General features: G+C 64.7%; 16 protein-coding genes and 1 tRNA gene. 9 read left to right on the forward strand and 8 right to left on the reverse strand.

The genetic code is table 11. The features are described 5' to 3' along the window. Positions 1–8 precede the first annotated feature (8 nt). Positions 9–653, forward strand: a complete 645-nt coding sequence (locus ABWO90_RS06635) for an outer membrane lipoprotein LolB (protein WP_353190408.1) — start codon at positions 9–11, stop codon at positions 651–653. Between the two features lie 150 nt (positions 654–803). Here the strand turns inward: ABWO90_RS06635 and ABWO90_RS06640 are convergent, their stop codons facing one another. After that, complete coding sequence (locus tag ABWO90_RS06640; protein ID WP_353190512.1) at positions 804–1,028, reverse strand: hypothetical protein; 225 nt, start codon at positions 1,026–1,028, stop codon at positions 804–806. Between ABWO90_RS06640 and ispE the strand changes: the two genes are divergently transcribed. From ispE to pth, 5 genes are all read left to right on the forward strand, one after another. Next, entirely contained in the window at positions 921–1,730 is an 810-nt protein-coding gene (gene ispE / locus ABWO90_RS06645; protein ID WP_353190505.1) for a 4-(cytidine 5'-diphospho)-2-C-methyl-D-erythritol kinase, read from the forward strand. The genes ABWO90_RS06640 and ispE overlap by 108 nt on opposite strands. 54 nt (positions 1,731–1,784) lie before the next feature. Then, positions 1,785–1,861, forward strand: a tRNA-Gln gene (locus tag ABWO90_RS06650). A 49-nt stretch (positions 1,862–1,910) separates the two neighbouring features. Continuing rightward, positions 1,911–2,858 (forward strand): ribose-phosphate pyrophosphokinase, encoded by a 948-nt coding sequence (locus ABWO90_RS06655; RefSeq protein ID WP_039407842.1) that lies wholly within the window; start codon positions 1,911–1,913, stop codon positions 2,856–2,858. A gap of 154 nt (positions 2,859–3,012) precedes the next feature. Further along, positions 3,013–3,633: a 50S ribosomal protein L25/general stress protein Ctc gene (locus ABWO90_RS06660; RefSeq protein ID WP_353190409.1), complete on the forward strand. Its 621-nt coding sequence runs from the start codon at positions 3,013–3,015 to the stop codon at positions 3,631–3,633. A gap of 123 nt (positions 3,634–3,756) precedes the next feature. Beyond that, the gene (gene pth / locus ABWO90_RS06665; RefSeq protein ID WP_353190410.1) at positions 3,757–4,353 is read left to right on the forward strand and encodes an aminoacyl-tRNA hydrolase; all 597 of its coding nucleotides are present in this window, start codon (positions 3,757–3,759) and stop codon (positions 4,351–4,353) included. Between the two features lie 126 nt (positions 4,354–4,479). Here pth and ABWO90_RS06670 read toward each other — a convergent pair whose 3' ends face one another. From ABWO90_RS06670 to rsmD, 3 genes are all read right to left on the reverse strand, one after another. After that, positions 4,480–4,737 carry a YfhL family 4Fe-4S dicluster ferredoxin gene (locus ABWO90_RS06670; protein WP_353190411.1) on the reverse strand — a complete coding sequence of 86 codons (258 nt, stop codon included), beginning with the start codon at positions 4,735–4,737 and terminating at the stop codon, positions 4,480–4,482. Between the two features lie 62 nt (positions 4,738–4,799). Then, positions 4,800–5,294 (reverse strand): pantetheine-phosphate adenylyltransferase, encoded by a 495-nt coding sequence (gene coaD, locus ABWO90_RS06675; RefSeq protein ID WP_353190412.1) that lies wholly within the window; start codon positions 5,292–5,294, stop codon positions 4,800–4,802. 55 nt (positions 5,295–5,349) lie between these two features. Beyond that, positions 5,350–5,943 (reverse strand): 16S rRNA (guanine(966)-N(2))-methyltransferase RsmD, encoded by a 594-nt coding sequence (gene rsmD / locus ABWO90_RS06680; protein WP_353190413.1) that lies wholly within the window; start codon positions 5,941–5,943, stop codon positions 5,350–5,352. Positions 5,944–6,191: 248 nt separating this feature from the next. Between rsmD and nodI the strand changes: the two genes are divergently transcribed. Next, a complete protein-coding gene (nodI, locus tag ABWO90_RS06685; RefSeq protein WP_353190414.1) occupies positions 6,192–7,109 on the forward strand; it encodes a nodulation factor ABC transporter ATP-binding protein NodI in 918 nt (305 codons plus the stop codon). Then, complete coding sequence (locus ABWO90_RS06690; RefSeq protein ID WP_353190415.1) at positions 7,102–7,986, forward strand: ABC transporter permease; 885 nt, start codon at positions 7,102–7,104, stop codon at positions 7,984–7,986. The genes nodI and ABWO90_RS06690 overlap by 8 nt, the downstream gene beginning before the upstream one ends. A 202-nt stretch (positions 7,987–8,188) precedes the next feature. On the opposite strand, the gene ABWO90_RS06695 is transcribed toward ABWO90_RS06690, so the two are convergent. Together ABWO90_RS06695 and ABWO90_RS06700 are read right to left on the reverse strand one after the other, a co-directional pair. After that, positions 8,189–9,628, reverse strand: a complete 1,440-nt coding sequence (locus ABWO90_RS06695; RefSeq protein WP_353190416.1) for a M16 family metallopeptidase — start codon at positions 9,626–9,628, stop codon at positions 8,189–8,191. Positions 9,629–9,640: 12 nt separating this feature from the next. Further along, positions 9,641–11,059: a M16 family metallopeptidase gene (locus tag ABWO90_RS06700; protein ID WP_502922554.1), complete on the reverse strand. Its 1,419-nt coding sequence runs from the start codon at positions 11,057–11,059 to the stop codon at positions 9,641–9,643. A gap of 171 nt (positions 11,060–11,230) precedes the next feature. Between ABWO90_RS06700 and ftsY the strand changes: the two genes are divergently transcribed. Continuing rightward, positions 11,231–12,667 (forward strand): signal recognition particle-docking protein FtsY, encoded by a 1,437-nt coding sequence (ftsY, locus tag ABWO90_RS06705; protein ID WP_353190417.1) that lies wholly within the window; start codon positions 11,231–11,233, stop codon positions 12,665–12,667. 141 nt (positions 12,668–12,808) lie between these two features. Here ftsY and ABWO90_RS06710 read toward each other — a convergent pair whose 3' ends face one another. Both ABWO90_RS06710 and maiA read right to left on the reverse strand, forming a co-directional pair. Then, complete coding sequence (locus ABWO90_RS06710) at positions 12,809–13,435, reverse strand: LysE/ArgO family amino acid transporter (protein WP_353190418.1); 627 nt, start codon at positions 13,433–13,435, stop codon at positions 12,809–12,811. Positions 13,436–13,457: 22 nt separating this feature from the next. Next, positions 13,458–14,105 (reverse strand): maleylacetoacetate isomerase, encoded by a 648-nt coding sequence (maiA, locus tag ABWO90_RS06715; protein WP_353190419.1) that lies wholly within the window; start codon positions 14,103–14,105, stop codon positions 13,458–13,460. Positions 14,106–14,116 lie beyond the last annotated feature (11 nt).

Consider the following 14,116-nt stretch of genomic DNA (forward strand, 5'->3'; position numbering starts at 1 on the left):
GGCAGCGCATGCGTGAGATGTTGAAGTTTTCGCTGTCCGACGTGTCGTCTTCGTTTGCCGTGATTCGCGTCACGCGTGCCGCGGCCGTGGCGCTGGCCTGCTCGGTCGCGGTACTCGCGACCGGTTGCGCGAGTCTCGCACCGCCCTCGCCCGTCGATACGTCGGCGGGCGCGAGCGTCGAGCATTACCGCGGCCGCTTCTCCGTGCGCTACGAGCAGAATGGCGAGCCGCGCAACACCTACGGCAATTTCGACTGGCAGCAAAACGGCGAGAATGCCACCGTCCAACTGCTCGACCCGCTGGGGCAGACGCAGGCAATCGTGCGCGAGAATCCGCGCAGCGCGTCGCTCGAATTGCCCGGCAAGGCGCCCCTGACGGGGCCGCGTCTCGAAGATGTGATGCACGACGCGCTCGGGTTCGCACTGCCCGTTGGTGGCCTGCGCTACTGGCTGCGCATGCAAAGTGCCCCGGGCTCGCAGGCCAGCATCGAGCGCGACCCGCAAACGCAACGTCCGGTGCATTTGAAGCAGGACGGCTGGACAATCGACTATCAGGCATATTTCGACAGCACGCCGCTGCGCGTCAAACGCATCGATCTGTCGCGCGATCTCGACGGCTCGCCGCTCGCGGTGCGGCTCGTGATCGACGAATAAGTCTCCGGCATGTCATCGGCGCGCACCGGCCGACGGGCGCGCCGCTTCCGGACACTTCGGACACTCAGGACCGGTCGGTGCTATCCTTGGCGCCGCCCGATCCCGCGCATTGCGCGCCATTGGGCAACTCGCAACTCACCTCATTTCCGGTTATCGCTTGCCGACAGTGGCTTCAACGGTATTCGGTAACCTTCGTTTCGCCTCGCCATGTACGAAATCCTGCGCGACTGTCCGGCCCCGGCCAAGCTGAACCTGTTCCTGCATATCGTGGGACGCCGGCCGAATGGCTATCACGAACTGCAAACCGTCTTCCAACTGATCGACTGGGCCGACACGCTGCATTTCGAGCGTCGCAACGACGGTGAGATCGTGCATACGAATCCGCTGCCGGGCGTGCCGCCCGAGACCGATCTGACGGTGCGTGCGGCGCGTCTTCTGCAAGCCCACTGCGGCGTGCGCTTCGGGGTGGATATCGCCATCGAGAAGCGCCTGCCGGCCGGCGGCGGTATCGGCGGCGGCAGTTCCGACGCGGCCACCACCCTCCTGGCACTGAACCGCATGTGGCAGTTGAACCTGCCGCGCGCCGAACTTCAGGCGCTTGCCATGAAGCTGGGCGCCGACGTGCCGTTCTTCGTGTTCGGCCGTAACGCGTTTGCCGAGGGATTGGGCGAGGAATTGCACGCGGTGGATCTGCCTCAGTGGCACTTCCTCGTGGTGAACCCGCGCGTACACGTCGCAACCGACAAAATATTTCGCGATCCCCTGTTGACAAGGGATTCGAAGATCGTCACAATGGCGTTCTTTCTTGAGCACGCCAACAAAAACGTGTTCGAAACGGATGAAATCTTCCGTAACGACATGCAGGCGGTAGTTACTCGAGAATACGCGGAAGTCGCTGCTGTGATTGACTGGTTCAGAACCTTCACCACGGCACGCATGACGGGATCCGGCGCCAGCGTGTTTGCAGTATTCGACACGAAGGCAGGTGCGGAAGCGGCATGCAAGCGATTGCCAGAGCGCTGGATCGGTCAGGTGACCACCAGCCTGGCCGAACACCCGCTGTTCGCCTTCGCGTGAAAAGGTTTTACTTTGTTGCATTTCCTACGATGCAACAAGGGCAATGGTTAGTGTAGGGGAGTCGCCAAGTTGGTTAAGGCACCGGATTTTGATTCCGGCATGCGAGGGTTCGAGTCCTTCCTCCCCTGCCAATTTCTCTGTCGTAAAGTTTCAGCATCCAAACGTCCCGCAGGTAGCCAGATGAGTAGTGATAACCTAATGGTATTCACCGGGAACGCCAATCCCGCCCTGGCCCAAGCGGTCGTCGACACCCTCGGAATCCCGCTCGGCAAAGCCATGGCCAGCCGGTTCTCTGACGGTGAAATTCAGGTTGAAATCCAGGAAAACGTGCGCGGCAAGGACGTCTTCGTCCTCCAGTCGACCTGCGCACCGACCAACGACAACCTGATGGAGCTGATGATCATGGTCGACGCGCTCAAGCGCGCTTCGGCCGGTCGCATCACTGCTGCCATTCCGTATTTCGGCTATGCCCGTCAAGATCGCCGCCCCCGTTCGGCGCGCGTGGCGATCTCGGCGAAGGTCGTGGCCAACATGCTGCAAATCGCAGGCGTCGAGCGCATCATCACGATGGACCTGCACGCCGACCAGATTCAAGGCTTCTTCGATATCCCGGTCGACAATATCTACGCATCGCCGCTGCTGCTGGCCGATGTGCGCGAGCAGAACCACGAAAACCTGCTGGTGGTGTCGCCGGACGTTGGCGGCGTGGTGCGTGCCCGTGCCCTTGCCAAGCAGCTGCATTGCGATCTGGCCATCATCGACAAGCGTCGTCCGAAGGCGAACGTCGCCGAAGTGATGAACATCATCGGTGAAGTCGAAGGCCGCACCTGCGTCATCATGGACGACATGGTCGACACCGCCGGTACGCTGTGCAAGGCCGCGCAAGTGCTCAAGGAGCGTGGTGCACAGAAGGTGTATGCGTACTGTACGCATCCGGTGCTCTCCGGCGGTGCAGCCGCCCGCATCAACGCCTCGGAGCTCGACGAAGTGGTCGTGACGGATACGATCCCGCTGCGCGACGACTCGAAGGGCGGCAAGATTCGCCAGCTGAGCTGCGCCAATCTGCTGGCCGAGACGTTCTCGCGTATCCGTCGTGGCGACTCGGTGATGTCGCTGTTCGCGGAGTAAGCGTTCGGTAGAATTTTGCGACGGCGCCGGTTTGGCGCCGTTGTTATGTTGGCGGGGAGCACATCCCCGCCTTTGTCGTTCCTGAAGCTCGCGTTTTTGACGTGTTTTTCAGGAAGAAATCGCTGCCTGGTCGCGGGCAGTCCAAGGAGTTGTTATGAAAGTCGTCGCTTTTGAGCGTAATCTGCAAGGTACGGGTGCGAGCCGCCGCCTGCGCAATGCCGGTAAGACCGCAGGCATCGTGTATGGTGGTAACGTCGATCCGAAGTTGATCGAGCTGGATCACAATGCACTGTGGCACGCCCTCCGCAAGGAAGCCTTCCACTCGTCGATCCTCGAGCTGGAAGTCGCTGGCAAGACCGAACAAGTGCTGCTGCGCGATGTGCAATATCACCCGTTCAAGCAGCTGGTTCTGCACGTGGATTTCCAACGTGTCGATCCGAACAAGCCGATCCACGTGAAGGTGCCCCTGCACTTCCTGGGCGCCGAGAACGCCCCGGCCGTGAAGCTGGCTGCCAACGTGATCAGCCACACCGTGAACGAACTGGACGTCAGCTGCCTGCCGGGCAAGCTGCCGGAATTCCTGGAAGTCGACCTGTCGACGCTGGAAGCCGGCAAGACGGTGCACGCCAAGGACGTCAAGCTGCCCGCCGGCGTGACGCTGACGCTGCACGTCGAGCAGGAAAACCCGGTGGTGGCACAAGCCGTCCAACCGGCTGGCGCAGCTGCTGACGAAGCGGCCGCTCCGGCTGCCGAAGGCGAAACGCCGGCTGCCTAAGCCTCGCGCGTTAGCCTTCAGCGGCGACGCTGGACGCAAGACCCGCCGCGACTTCATGTCCGGCGGGTTTTTTTATGGCGGCGCGCAAGCCATGGCGGTGCGCGCCAGCAACCTGATACCGAAATGATCAAGCTGATCGTAGGGCTCGGCAACCCGGGCGCCGAATATACAGCGACGCGTCACAACGCGGGCTTCTGGTTCGTCGACGCGTTGGCGCAGCAATGCGGTGCATCGCTCTCCCATCAGAAGAGCTTCCACGGCTTCTCCGCGCGTGCGCGCATCGCCGGTCAGGAAGTGTGGCTGCTCGAACCGCAGACCTTCATGAACCGCTCGGGGCAATCGGTGGTGGCGCTCGCGCGCTTCTACAAGATCCTGCCGGACGAGATCCTCGTGGTGCACGACGAGCTCGATCTGCTGCCGGGTACGGTAAAGCTCAAGCGCGGGGGCGGCAGCGGCGGTCACAACGGCCTGAAGGACATTGCCGCGCACCTGACCACGCCCGAATTCTGGCGCCTGCGTCTGGGCATCGGTCACCCGCGCACGCTTCAGCCTGCCGGTAGCCAGCAGCAGGTGGTGGACTTCGTGCTCAAGCCGCCGCGCAAGGAAGAGCAGGCGCAAATCGACGACGCGATGTCGCGCTCGCTCGACATCGTCGATCTGGTCGTCAAGGGCGACATGGAAAAGGCGATGATGCGTTTGCACGCCACGCCGGGGAAGTAAGACCGGAAATGAAAATGAGCGGCGCACAGGCCGCTCATTTCAGGGCGCTACGCCGTGCCGCCTCTCGGTGCACGGGAGCCCCTCAGCGAGAACTCGGCAGGCCGTAGCGGCCCGCTTACGCACCGCTCAGACCGATTTGGCCGCTTGCAGATGCGTGTACTTCTCGAGCAACTGCTCGGGCGTTTCGACATGTTCCGGATTGATGGGGATGCACTCCACCGGACATACCTGCACACACTGCGGTTCATCGAAGTGCCCGACACATTCGGTGCACTTGTTCGGATCGATCTCATAGATCTCGACCCCCATCGAAATTGCGTCGTTCGGGCACTCCGGCTCGCACACGTCGCAATTGATGCATTCATCGGTAATCATCAAGGCCATACGGCACCTCCAGCCGTATCGCGACGCCGGTCAGCGGCAAGGACCGGACCGGCGCACGATACTTATCCCTGCGACGCCTGGCCGCCGACTTTCGTCACCAGCCATTTTTCGACGGAGGGGAACACAAACTTGCTGACATCGCCGCCCAACTGCGCGATCTCGCGCACGATCGTGCCCGAGATGAACTGGTACTGGTCCGACGGCGTCATGAACATCGTTTCCACATCGGGCAGCAGGTAGCGGTTCATGCCCGCCATCTGAAACTCGTACTCGAAGTCCGACACGGCGCGCAGGCCACGCACGATCACGCGGGCCTGGTGCTTGCGCACGAAGTCCTTGAGCAACCCGGAAAACCCTTCGACGCTGACGTTCGGATAGTGACCCAGCACTTCACGTGCAATGTCGATGCGCTCTTCCAGCGTGAAGAACGGCTTCTTGTTCTTGCTGTCCGCCACGCCCACGATGAGCTTGTCGAAGATGCCCGCCGCGCGGCGAACCAGATCCTCGTGTCCTCGGGTGAGCGGGTCGAACGTCCCCGGATAGATCGCCACTACCATGCCAACGTCTCCTCGCGGCTGGGGACCGATACTGCGTACTTGTTCATTGTGGTCTCTAGGTTTTCGGAATCGATTCAAGCAAATGATAATGCACCGCTCCGGCTTTCGCCCGGCGCAGACACGCAAGGTCGAGCGCGGCCAGCGCGTCGTCTTCCAGCGGCACGTCGGATTCCGCGTAGATCACGCCGTTCGGCGTGAGCAGCCGTGCCGCCGGAGCCAGCAAGTCGTTCAGCCATCCGCTGGCAAACGGCGGATCGAGAAAGATCACGTCAAAAGCCCCGGGCGCCAGTGTGGTTATCAGGCGTCTCGCGTCGGCCTGCACGATCTCGATCTGATCGGCACCGAGTTTGGCCTGATTCGCGCGCAACTGACGCACCGCCGGCGCGGCATACTCGACCATCAGCACCCGCGAGGCACCACGCGAAGCCGCCTCGAAACCCAGCGCACCGCTGCCGGCGAATGCGTCGAGGCACTGCATGCCGCTCAGGTCCTGCCCGAGCCAGTTGAAGAGCGTCTCGCGCACACGGTCCGGCGTGGGACGCAGCCCGTCCCCCGGCGGCACCGGGAGGGGCGTTCGTTTCCACTGTCCGCCGATGATGCGCACCTGCTGCGGTGCGCCGCGAGCCACGTTGCCTGCCCCGGACTTCATACCTTCCCCCGTTGCGCAGCGTTGCCGGACGCACCATCACCGGTGCGAGAATGAGATCGCACGCCCCACGGCGCACGCACAAAATCCAAAATCATGACAATTCACGCTACATTGTTGAGGCGAAACATACCACATCGCCCCTGTCCCATGCCCCATAAGGGCTAACGAGGAACACGACGATGCGCCAATCCCGGCGGGTGAACGCATGAGAACGCCCGGCCGCCCCACAGGAGACCGCCCGATCCGCCATGACCGAAGCCGCCATCGAGGTAGTTGAGCTATGCAAGGCCTACGACGGCCGCCCTGTCGTCGATCATCTGTCACTGCAGGTGGCGCCCGGCGAGTGTTTCGGCCTGCTGGGCCCCAACGGCGCGGGCAAGACCACCACGCTGCGCATGATGCTCGGCCTGGTCACCCCGGACGCCGGCGAGATACGCCTCGGCGGCATGCCCGTCCCTCGCCTCGCCCCGGAAGCCCGGCGTCGAGTCGGTGTCGTGCCGCAGTTCGACAATCTGGACCCCGACTTCACCGTTCGCGAGAATCTGGCCGTGTTCGGTCGCTATTTCGGACTCTCCTCCGCCGATATTCGCGAGCGCGTGCCCGCCCTGCTCGCCTTTGCGCGCCTCGAATCGAAGGCCGATGCCCGCGTGGGCCAGCTCTCGGGCGGCATGAAGCGGCGTCTCACGCTCGCGCGTGCCCTCATCAACAACCCCGACCTGCTGATCCTCGACGAGCCCACCACGGGTCTCGATCCGCAGGCGCGGCACCTGATCTGGGAGCGTCTCAAGTCGCTGATGAACGAAGGCAAGACGATTCTGCTCACGACCCATTTCATGGAGGAAGCCGAGCGTCTGTGTCATCGGCTGTGCGTGATCGATGCCGGACGCAAGATCGCACAAGGCACCCCGCCCGAACTCATTGCACGCGAGATCGGTTGCGACGTCGTGGAAGTCTTCGGCGACGTACCGCCCGCGCTGCTCGCACACCTGGCGCCGCTGGCCGTGCGCATCGAGACGAGCGGCGAGACGCACTTCTGCTACGTGCGCGATGCCGCGCCGCTCGTGAACGCTCTGCAGGATCAACCCGGTGTGCGTTATCTCCACCGACGCGCCAACCTCGAGGACGTCTTCCTCAAACTCACCGGACGGGAGATGCGCGATGACTGAAGATGATCGCCAGCCACCCGGCGGGCTGACTGAAGCGACGGACGCGAACCGTCACGGCGCACGACCGGCAGCTGCCACCGCGTCGCACATACGCTCGCCGCAAACGCCGCGCTACTTGCCGAATGCGATGTCCTGGATGGGAGTCTGGCGGCGCAACTTCCTGGTCTGGCGCAAGCTCGCCATCGCATCGATGTTCGGCAATCTGGCCGACCCGATGATCTACCTGTTCGGTCTCGGCTTCGGTCTCGGCATGATGGTCGGCGAAGTCGACGGCACGTCGTACATCGCGTTTCTCGCTGCGGGCACGGTCGGCTCCAGCGTGATGTTCTCGGCGAGCTTCGAGTCGATGTATTCGGGCTTCTCGCGCATGCATGTGCAACGTACGTGGGAGGCACTCATGCACACGCCGCTCACGTTGGGCGACGTCGTACTCGGTGAAGTCGTGTGGGCGGCGAGCAAGGCGGTGCTCTCGGGCATTGCGATCCTGCTGGTGGCCAGCGTGCTGGGCTACGCGCGCCTGGACAGCCTGCCCGTCGTGTTACCCGCGATTGCCCTCGCGGGTCTGGCGTTCGCGAGTCTGGCGATGGTCATGACGGCACTCGCGCCGAGCTACGACTTCTTCATGTTCTACCAGACGCTTGTCATGACACCGATGCTGTTGCTCTCGGGGGTCTTCTTCCCGCTATCGCAATTGCCTGCAGCGGCGCGTCACGTGACGGAGTGGTTGCCGCTCGCGCACGCCGTGGCGTTGATCCGCCCCGCGATGCTCGGACGCACCATCGATCTGCCGTGGCTGCACGCGGGCGCGCTGCTCGTCTACGCGGTGGTGGGTTTCGCCGTTGCGCTCGTGCTCCTGCGCCGCCGAATCTTGCGGTAGCGCCACGGCGCGTCGCAGTCGCCCTGGGCATCGCAGGCATCGCAGGCATCGCAGGCATCGCAGGCATCGCAGGCATCGCAGGCATTAATGCAAACCGGGACCGGAAAGACCCCGGTGCCGTTTTGCCTTTAGCGCGATCTGCGCGATGACAGTGCCGCGATGCGTGCGTCAGCGCGACGCACGCGCATTCACGATGCCGCCATCATTTCGCTTTGGCGCCAGTCGCAGGCTGAGCGCCGCTCGGCGCCGCCGCCCCGGCACTCGCCGTGCCGAAGACGTTGCTCGGCCCCACCACGACGGTGGCCAGTCGATCCGGCTGCACATGACGTGCAAACGCCGCCTTCACCTGCGCGGCAGTCACGGCCTCGACATTGCGCGTCCACGTGTCGAGGTAATCGAGCGGCAGGTTGTAGAAGCCGATGGCTGCCACGTTCGCCAGCAACTTGCGGTTGCTGTCGAGGCGCAGCGGGAACCCGTTGGTCAGGTTGTCCTTCGCGGCCTGAATCTCGGCATCGGTCGGACCGCCCTGCACAAACGTCGCCAGTGTCTCGCGCACGACGCGCAGTGCTTCGGGCGCCTGCTCGCGACGCGTCTGCAGACTGATCTCGAACGGCCCCTCCTGCAACTGCGGCGAAAAGCTGCTCGACACGCCATACGTCAGGCCACGCTTCTCGCGCACTTCGGCCGTCAGCCGCGACACGAAACCGCCACCACCGAGCACGTAGTTCCCCACCAGCAGCGGGAAGTAGTCGGGGTCGTTGCGCGCGAAGGATGCCTGCCCCGTCACGATATGCGCCTGTTCCGCCGGGTGCGGCAGGTCGATCTGAACGGCACTGCGCAGCGGCGCCACCGGCGGCATGGCCGGCGGCGTGATACCCGCAGGCATGGCGTCGGTCAGCGATGACACGAGCTTCTCGGCCTGCGCACGATCGATGTCCCCGACGATGGTCACGACGGCCCGCTTCGGGCTGTACATATCGCGGTAGAAACGCACGAGATCGTCACGCTTGACCGCACCCACGCTGGCCACGGTGGGCGTCACGCCGTACGGATGGCTGCCGTAGATGGCGCTGCGGAATGCCTTCTCCACAATCGCCTCCGGCTTGGTGTCGGATTCGGCAATCGCCGCCGACAGACGCGCCGCTTCGCGCTTGAGTACGGCGTCGGGGAACGTCGGGTGCTGCAGGAACTGCGCCAGCGTACTGACCGCCGCATCGCGCTCGGTGGCAGACGACAGCGTGCGCATGGTCACCGTCGCGGCGTCGCGACCGGCGCTCGTCGCTTCCATGGCGCCTACGTCGGCGAAACGGTCGGCGATCTGCGCCTCGGTCATTGCCGGACGCCCCCCCGCTGCCGCCGCGCCCGAGTCGAGCAGACCGGCCGTGAGCAGCGCCAGCCCTGACTTGCCCGCCGGATCGTAACGGCTGCCTGCGTCGAAATCGATGTTCAGGTCGATCATCGGGATCGAACGGCTCTCCACGAACATCACCTTCGCGCCGGACGGCGCAATCCAGCTCTGAATCGGCAGCGCCGCCTGCGCCGACGGCGCAGCAACCACGAGCGCGCCAGCGGCGACACCCGCCATCAACCCCGTGCGCGCGGGGACGGAAAACGCACGCAACAGTGCAGAAATCTTCATCATCGTGTGGCCCTCTCAGCGCATGTTCTTCAGGTCTTCCGCCCCTTGGGCGCGGCGCTTGCGTGTCGCTTCGTCGATCGGCTGCGGCACCAGTGTCGCCACCGTCAACGAGTCTTCGCCGAAGTACTTGCCGGCCACCGCCTGCACCTGTGCGGGCGTTACCGCCTTCACCTTTTCGAGCATGCGGTCGATCTGTCGCCAGGAAATCCCCGACATCTCGTTCACGCCGATTTCCATCGCCTGACCGAATACCGAGTCGCGTTTGTAAATCTGCCCGGCGATCACCTGCGCCTTCACGCGCTTGAGTTCCGCCTCCGTCACGCCGTGCGCCGCGATATCGGCCACCTGCGCACGCAACGCCTTCTCGATCTGCTCCGGGGTCTTGCCCTGGGCAGGCGTGCCGTCAAGGAGGAAGAACTGCGGTCCGCGGCCCACGCCGTCATAGCTCGCACCAACGTCGTTCGCGATGCGCTGCTCACGCACCAGGCGGCTCGTCAGACGCGCATTGCCGTAGCCGTCGAGTACAGCGGAGAGCACCTGCAGGGCATAGACGTCGTCGTCCTTCTCGATGTCGGTCAGCCGCGGCGCACGCCACGCGAGCATCACGTGCGGATTCTCGGCGGGTGCCTTCACGAAGATGCGACGCACGCCGAGTTGGCCCGGTTCGTTCTGCGGGCGCCGCTCGGGCAACACGTGCGACTTGATCGGACCGTAGTACTTCTCCGCCATCTGCTTGACCTGCGCGGCGTCCACGTCGCCGCTCACCACGACCACGGCGTTGTTCGGCGCATACCAGCGCTCGTACCAATCGCGCGTGTCCTGCACGGTCATGTGCTGGAGATCGTCCATCCAGCCGACGATAGGACGGCGGTACGGATTGGCGATCAATGCCGACGCCATGAGCTGCTCGTACAGCAGCGCACGCGGCTGATCGTCGGTCCGCAAACGCCGCTCCTCCATGACAACCTGGATCTCCTTGGCGAATTCCTCCGCCGAGAGCGTCAGGTTGGCCATGCGGTCAGCTTCGAGCCGCATCATTTCCGGCAGACGCGACTTCTCGGTCTGCTCGAAGTAGCCGGTGTAATCCTTGCTCGTGAAGGCGTTCTCACGTCCACCGAGCGCGGCAACCTGACGCGAGAACTGGCCCGCGCCCACCGTATTGGTGCCCTTGAACATCATGTGCTCCAGGGCGTGGGCCACGCCCGTGGTGCCGTTGAACTCGTCGATCGAGCCCGCGCGGTACCAGACCACATGGGCCACCGTCGGCGCCCGGTGATCTTCGCGCACGATCAGCCGCAGGCCGTTCGATAACGTGAATTCCGACGTGTTGTCGGTCGTTTTGCTGCCCGTCGTGTCGGCCGCATGGCTCAGGCTCATTACCCCGGCCACGGTCAGTCCGACCAAGGCATGCCGCCAGCGCATGGTTCCCGTCATGGATCCCCTTTCGCCCGTCGTGGACGTCGATTCGCGTCTGATAAAATACGTCGCATTTCCCGCGTCGGAAACAACGACCCGCCCATTGTAGGGCGTTTTGTGCGGCGCGAATCGCTAGTCAAATCACAGTCGCACGCCGATTGCGCGCCCCCACGTCGAGTTCGTCACCCAATGTTCAGCTTCTTCAAGCGCTTCAAGTCGGGCGGTAACAAAGCCGCCGAGACGAGTCCCGCACCGGTCGATTCCCCCGCGTCCCCCGTAGCACCAGTCGAGCCCGTGGCGCCGATTGAACCGGTTGAACCGGCCGCGACGGCCGCCCGGTCGCAAACCCCGGAAACACCGCAATCGCCCGTCCCGCAAGGCGGCACCGTCAACCCCGACAGCGCCCCGCCCCCTGCGCCGGAGCCTGAAGCGCCGGCCACGCCTGTCGTCCCGGCCGCACCGATCGAGCCGGTCCGCCCCGTCGAGCCTGTCGCCCCCGTAGCACCGGTGAATGCCCCGGCGCCCGCCGCCCCGCAACCGGCCCCCGCCCCGGCAAGCACGGCCCGGCCTGCCCCCGAAAATGCGGCGCAGTCCGAACCCGTTAAGGTGAATGTCCCAACGGCCGCTGCGCCCGAACCGGCGCCTGCGCCTGCACCGGTCGTCGTGAAGGACGCCAGCGGTGAAGCCATCGGCGAGATCGTGGCCGCCCCGGCCCCGGCGCCGGCGGCCAAGCGCTCGTGGCTCACCCGCCTGAAGGCCGGGCTGTCCAAGACCAGCGCCGGACTCACCGGCATCTTCGTTGGCGTGAAGGTCGACGAGAACCTGTTCGAAGAACTCGAAGGCGCGCTGCTGATGAGCGACGCCGGTGTGGAAGCCACCGCGTTCCTGATCGACGCCCTGCGCAAGAAGGTCAAGGCCGAACGACTGACGGAAGGCGAACAGGTCAAGCGTGCCTTGCACGATCTGCTCGTCGAGTTGCTGCAACCCCTCGAACAGAGCCTCGTGCTGGGCCGCGACGCCCCGATGGTCGTGATGATTGCCGGCGTGAACGGCGCAGGCAAGACGACCAGCATCGGCAAGCTCGCCAAGCACTTCCAGCATTACGATCAGTCCGTGCTGCTCGCTGCGGGCGACACGTTCCGCGCGGCGGCCCGCGAGCAACTGACGATCTGGGGCGAACGCAACAACGTTGCCGTCGTCGCACAGGAAAGTGGCGACCCCGCAGCCGTGGTGTTCGATGCCGTGAACGCCGCACGCGCGCGCAAGATCGACATCGTGATGGCCGACACCGCCGGTCGCCTGCCCACGCAGCTTCACCTGATGGAAGAGCTCAAGAAGATCAAGCGCGTGCTGGCCAAGGCGGCCGAAGGCGCCCCGCACGAAGTGCTGCTCGTGATCGACGCCAACACCGGCCAGAACGCTCTCGCGCAGGTCAAGGCCTTCGACGACGCGCTGCAACTCACCGGCCTCATCGTCACCAAGCTCGACGGCACGGCCAAGGGCGGCATTCTGGCCGCGATTGCGCGTCAACGCCCGGTGCCGGTGTACTTCATCGGCGTGGGCGAGAAGGTCGAAGACCTTCAGCCGTTCTCGGCGCGCGAATTCGCCGACGCCCTGCTCGGGTAAGCGCCAGGCACCAGCGCGCCTCGACGCCCATCGGAGCCGAACGGAGCGTAATGCCGCAAAACACAACGGCCCGCACACTTCACGTGGCGGGCCGTTGTGTTTTCAGGGTGACGCGAGACGACAGCGCCGCCTCGAGTGTCGCTACAGTTGCTGGGCGATGAGTCCCGCGCAGAGTCCCCACATCATCGTACCGACGACGCCATCGAGAATCTGCCAGGCGCGCGCTCGCGAAAACAGCGGCGCGAGCAGGCGCGCCCCGTAGCCCAGCAAGGTGAACCACAGCACGGACGCCGTCATCGCACCCGCGGCGAACCAGACGTTGCCCGGCGCCGCCTCGCGCGCACCGATGCCGCCGAGCAGAATCACCGTGTCGAGATAGACATGCGGGTTCAGCAGCGAGAGCATCAGCACCAGCACGAGCGCACGCTGCCAGCTCATGTCCTGCGTGGCCGCGCGGCTGCCGTCGGCCTGCAATGCGCCGGCACCGCGAAACGCCGCCCGCCACGCGCGCAGGCCGTACCAGAACAGGAACGCCGCACCACCCCATGTGACCGCCGTGAGGAAGCGCGGATAGGCCGCGATCAGCCCGCCCATGCCCGCCACGCCCGCCGCGATCAGCACCATGTCGCAGATCGCGCACACGGCAACGACCACGCCCACGTGACGCCTGAGAATGCCCTGGCGCAACACGAACGCATTCTGCGCGCCAATGGCGATGATGAGGCTGGCGCCGAGCGCCATGCCCCGCCAGTAAGCCGGATCGATCATCTGAATCTGACTCGCTCCCCGGTTACTCGGCGTCCGGTTGCGCTTCCGGCGCGGCGCGGCGGAACGCGTCGAGCGTCTGGCAATGGGCGTCGATGGCGGCGATGTTCGGGAACGGCGTCATGTCCACCTTGAAGCGGGTGGCGTTGTACACCTGCGGCACCAGACAGCAATCGGCCATCGTCGGCGTGTCGCCGAACACGAACGTCCCCGGCGTCGGACGTGCGGCCAGACGTGCCTCGAGCGCCTTGAAACCTTCCGTCACCCAATGCACGTACCACGCGTTCTTCTGGTCCTCGCTCACACCCAGGTCGTGCTTGAGGTAGCGCAGCACGCGCAGGTTGTCGATCGGGTGGATGTCGGCGGCGATGTCGAGCGACAAGGCACGCACCTGTGCGCGTGCGACCGGATCGGCCGGCAGCAGGGCGGGCGTCGGGTGCACGTCTTCCAGATACTCGATGATGGCCAGCGACTGGTGCAGATTCACGCCATCGTCGACAAACGTGGGCACCAGCGCATTGACGTTCAGTGCGCGATACGCCGGTTTGAGCTGCTCGCCGCCGTCACGCACCAGATGCACCGGCACCGTGTCGTAATCGAGTCCCTTCAGGTTCAGGGCAATCCGCACGCGATAGGCGGCGGAACTGCGGAAATAGCTGTACAGCGTAGGCATGACAAACCTCG

Source organism: Pandoraea pnomenusa, assembly GCF_040391475.1.
Classification (GTDB): Bacteria; Pseudomonadota; Gammaproteobacteria; order Burkholderiales; family Burkholderiaceae; genus Pandoraea; species Pandoraea pnomenusa_C.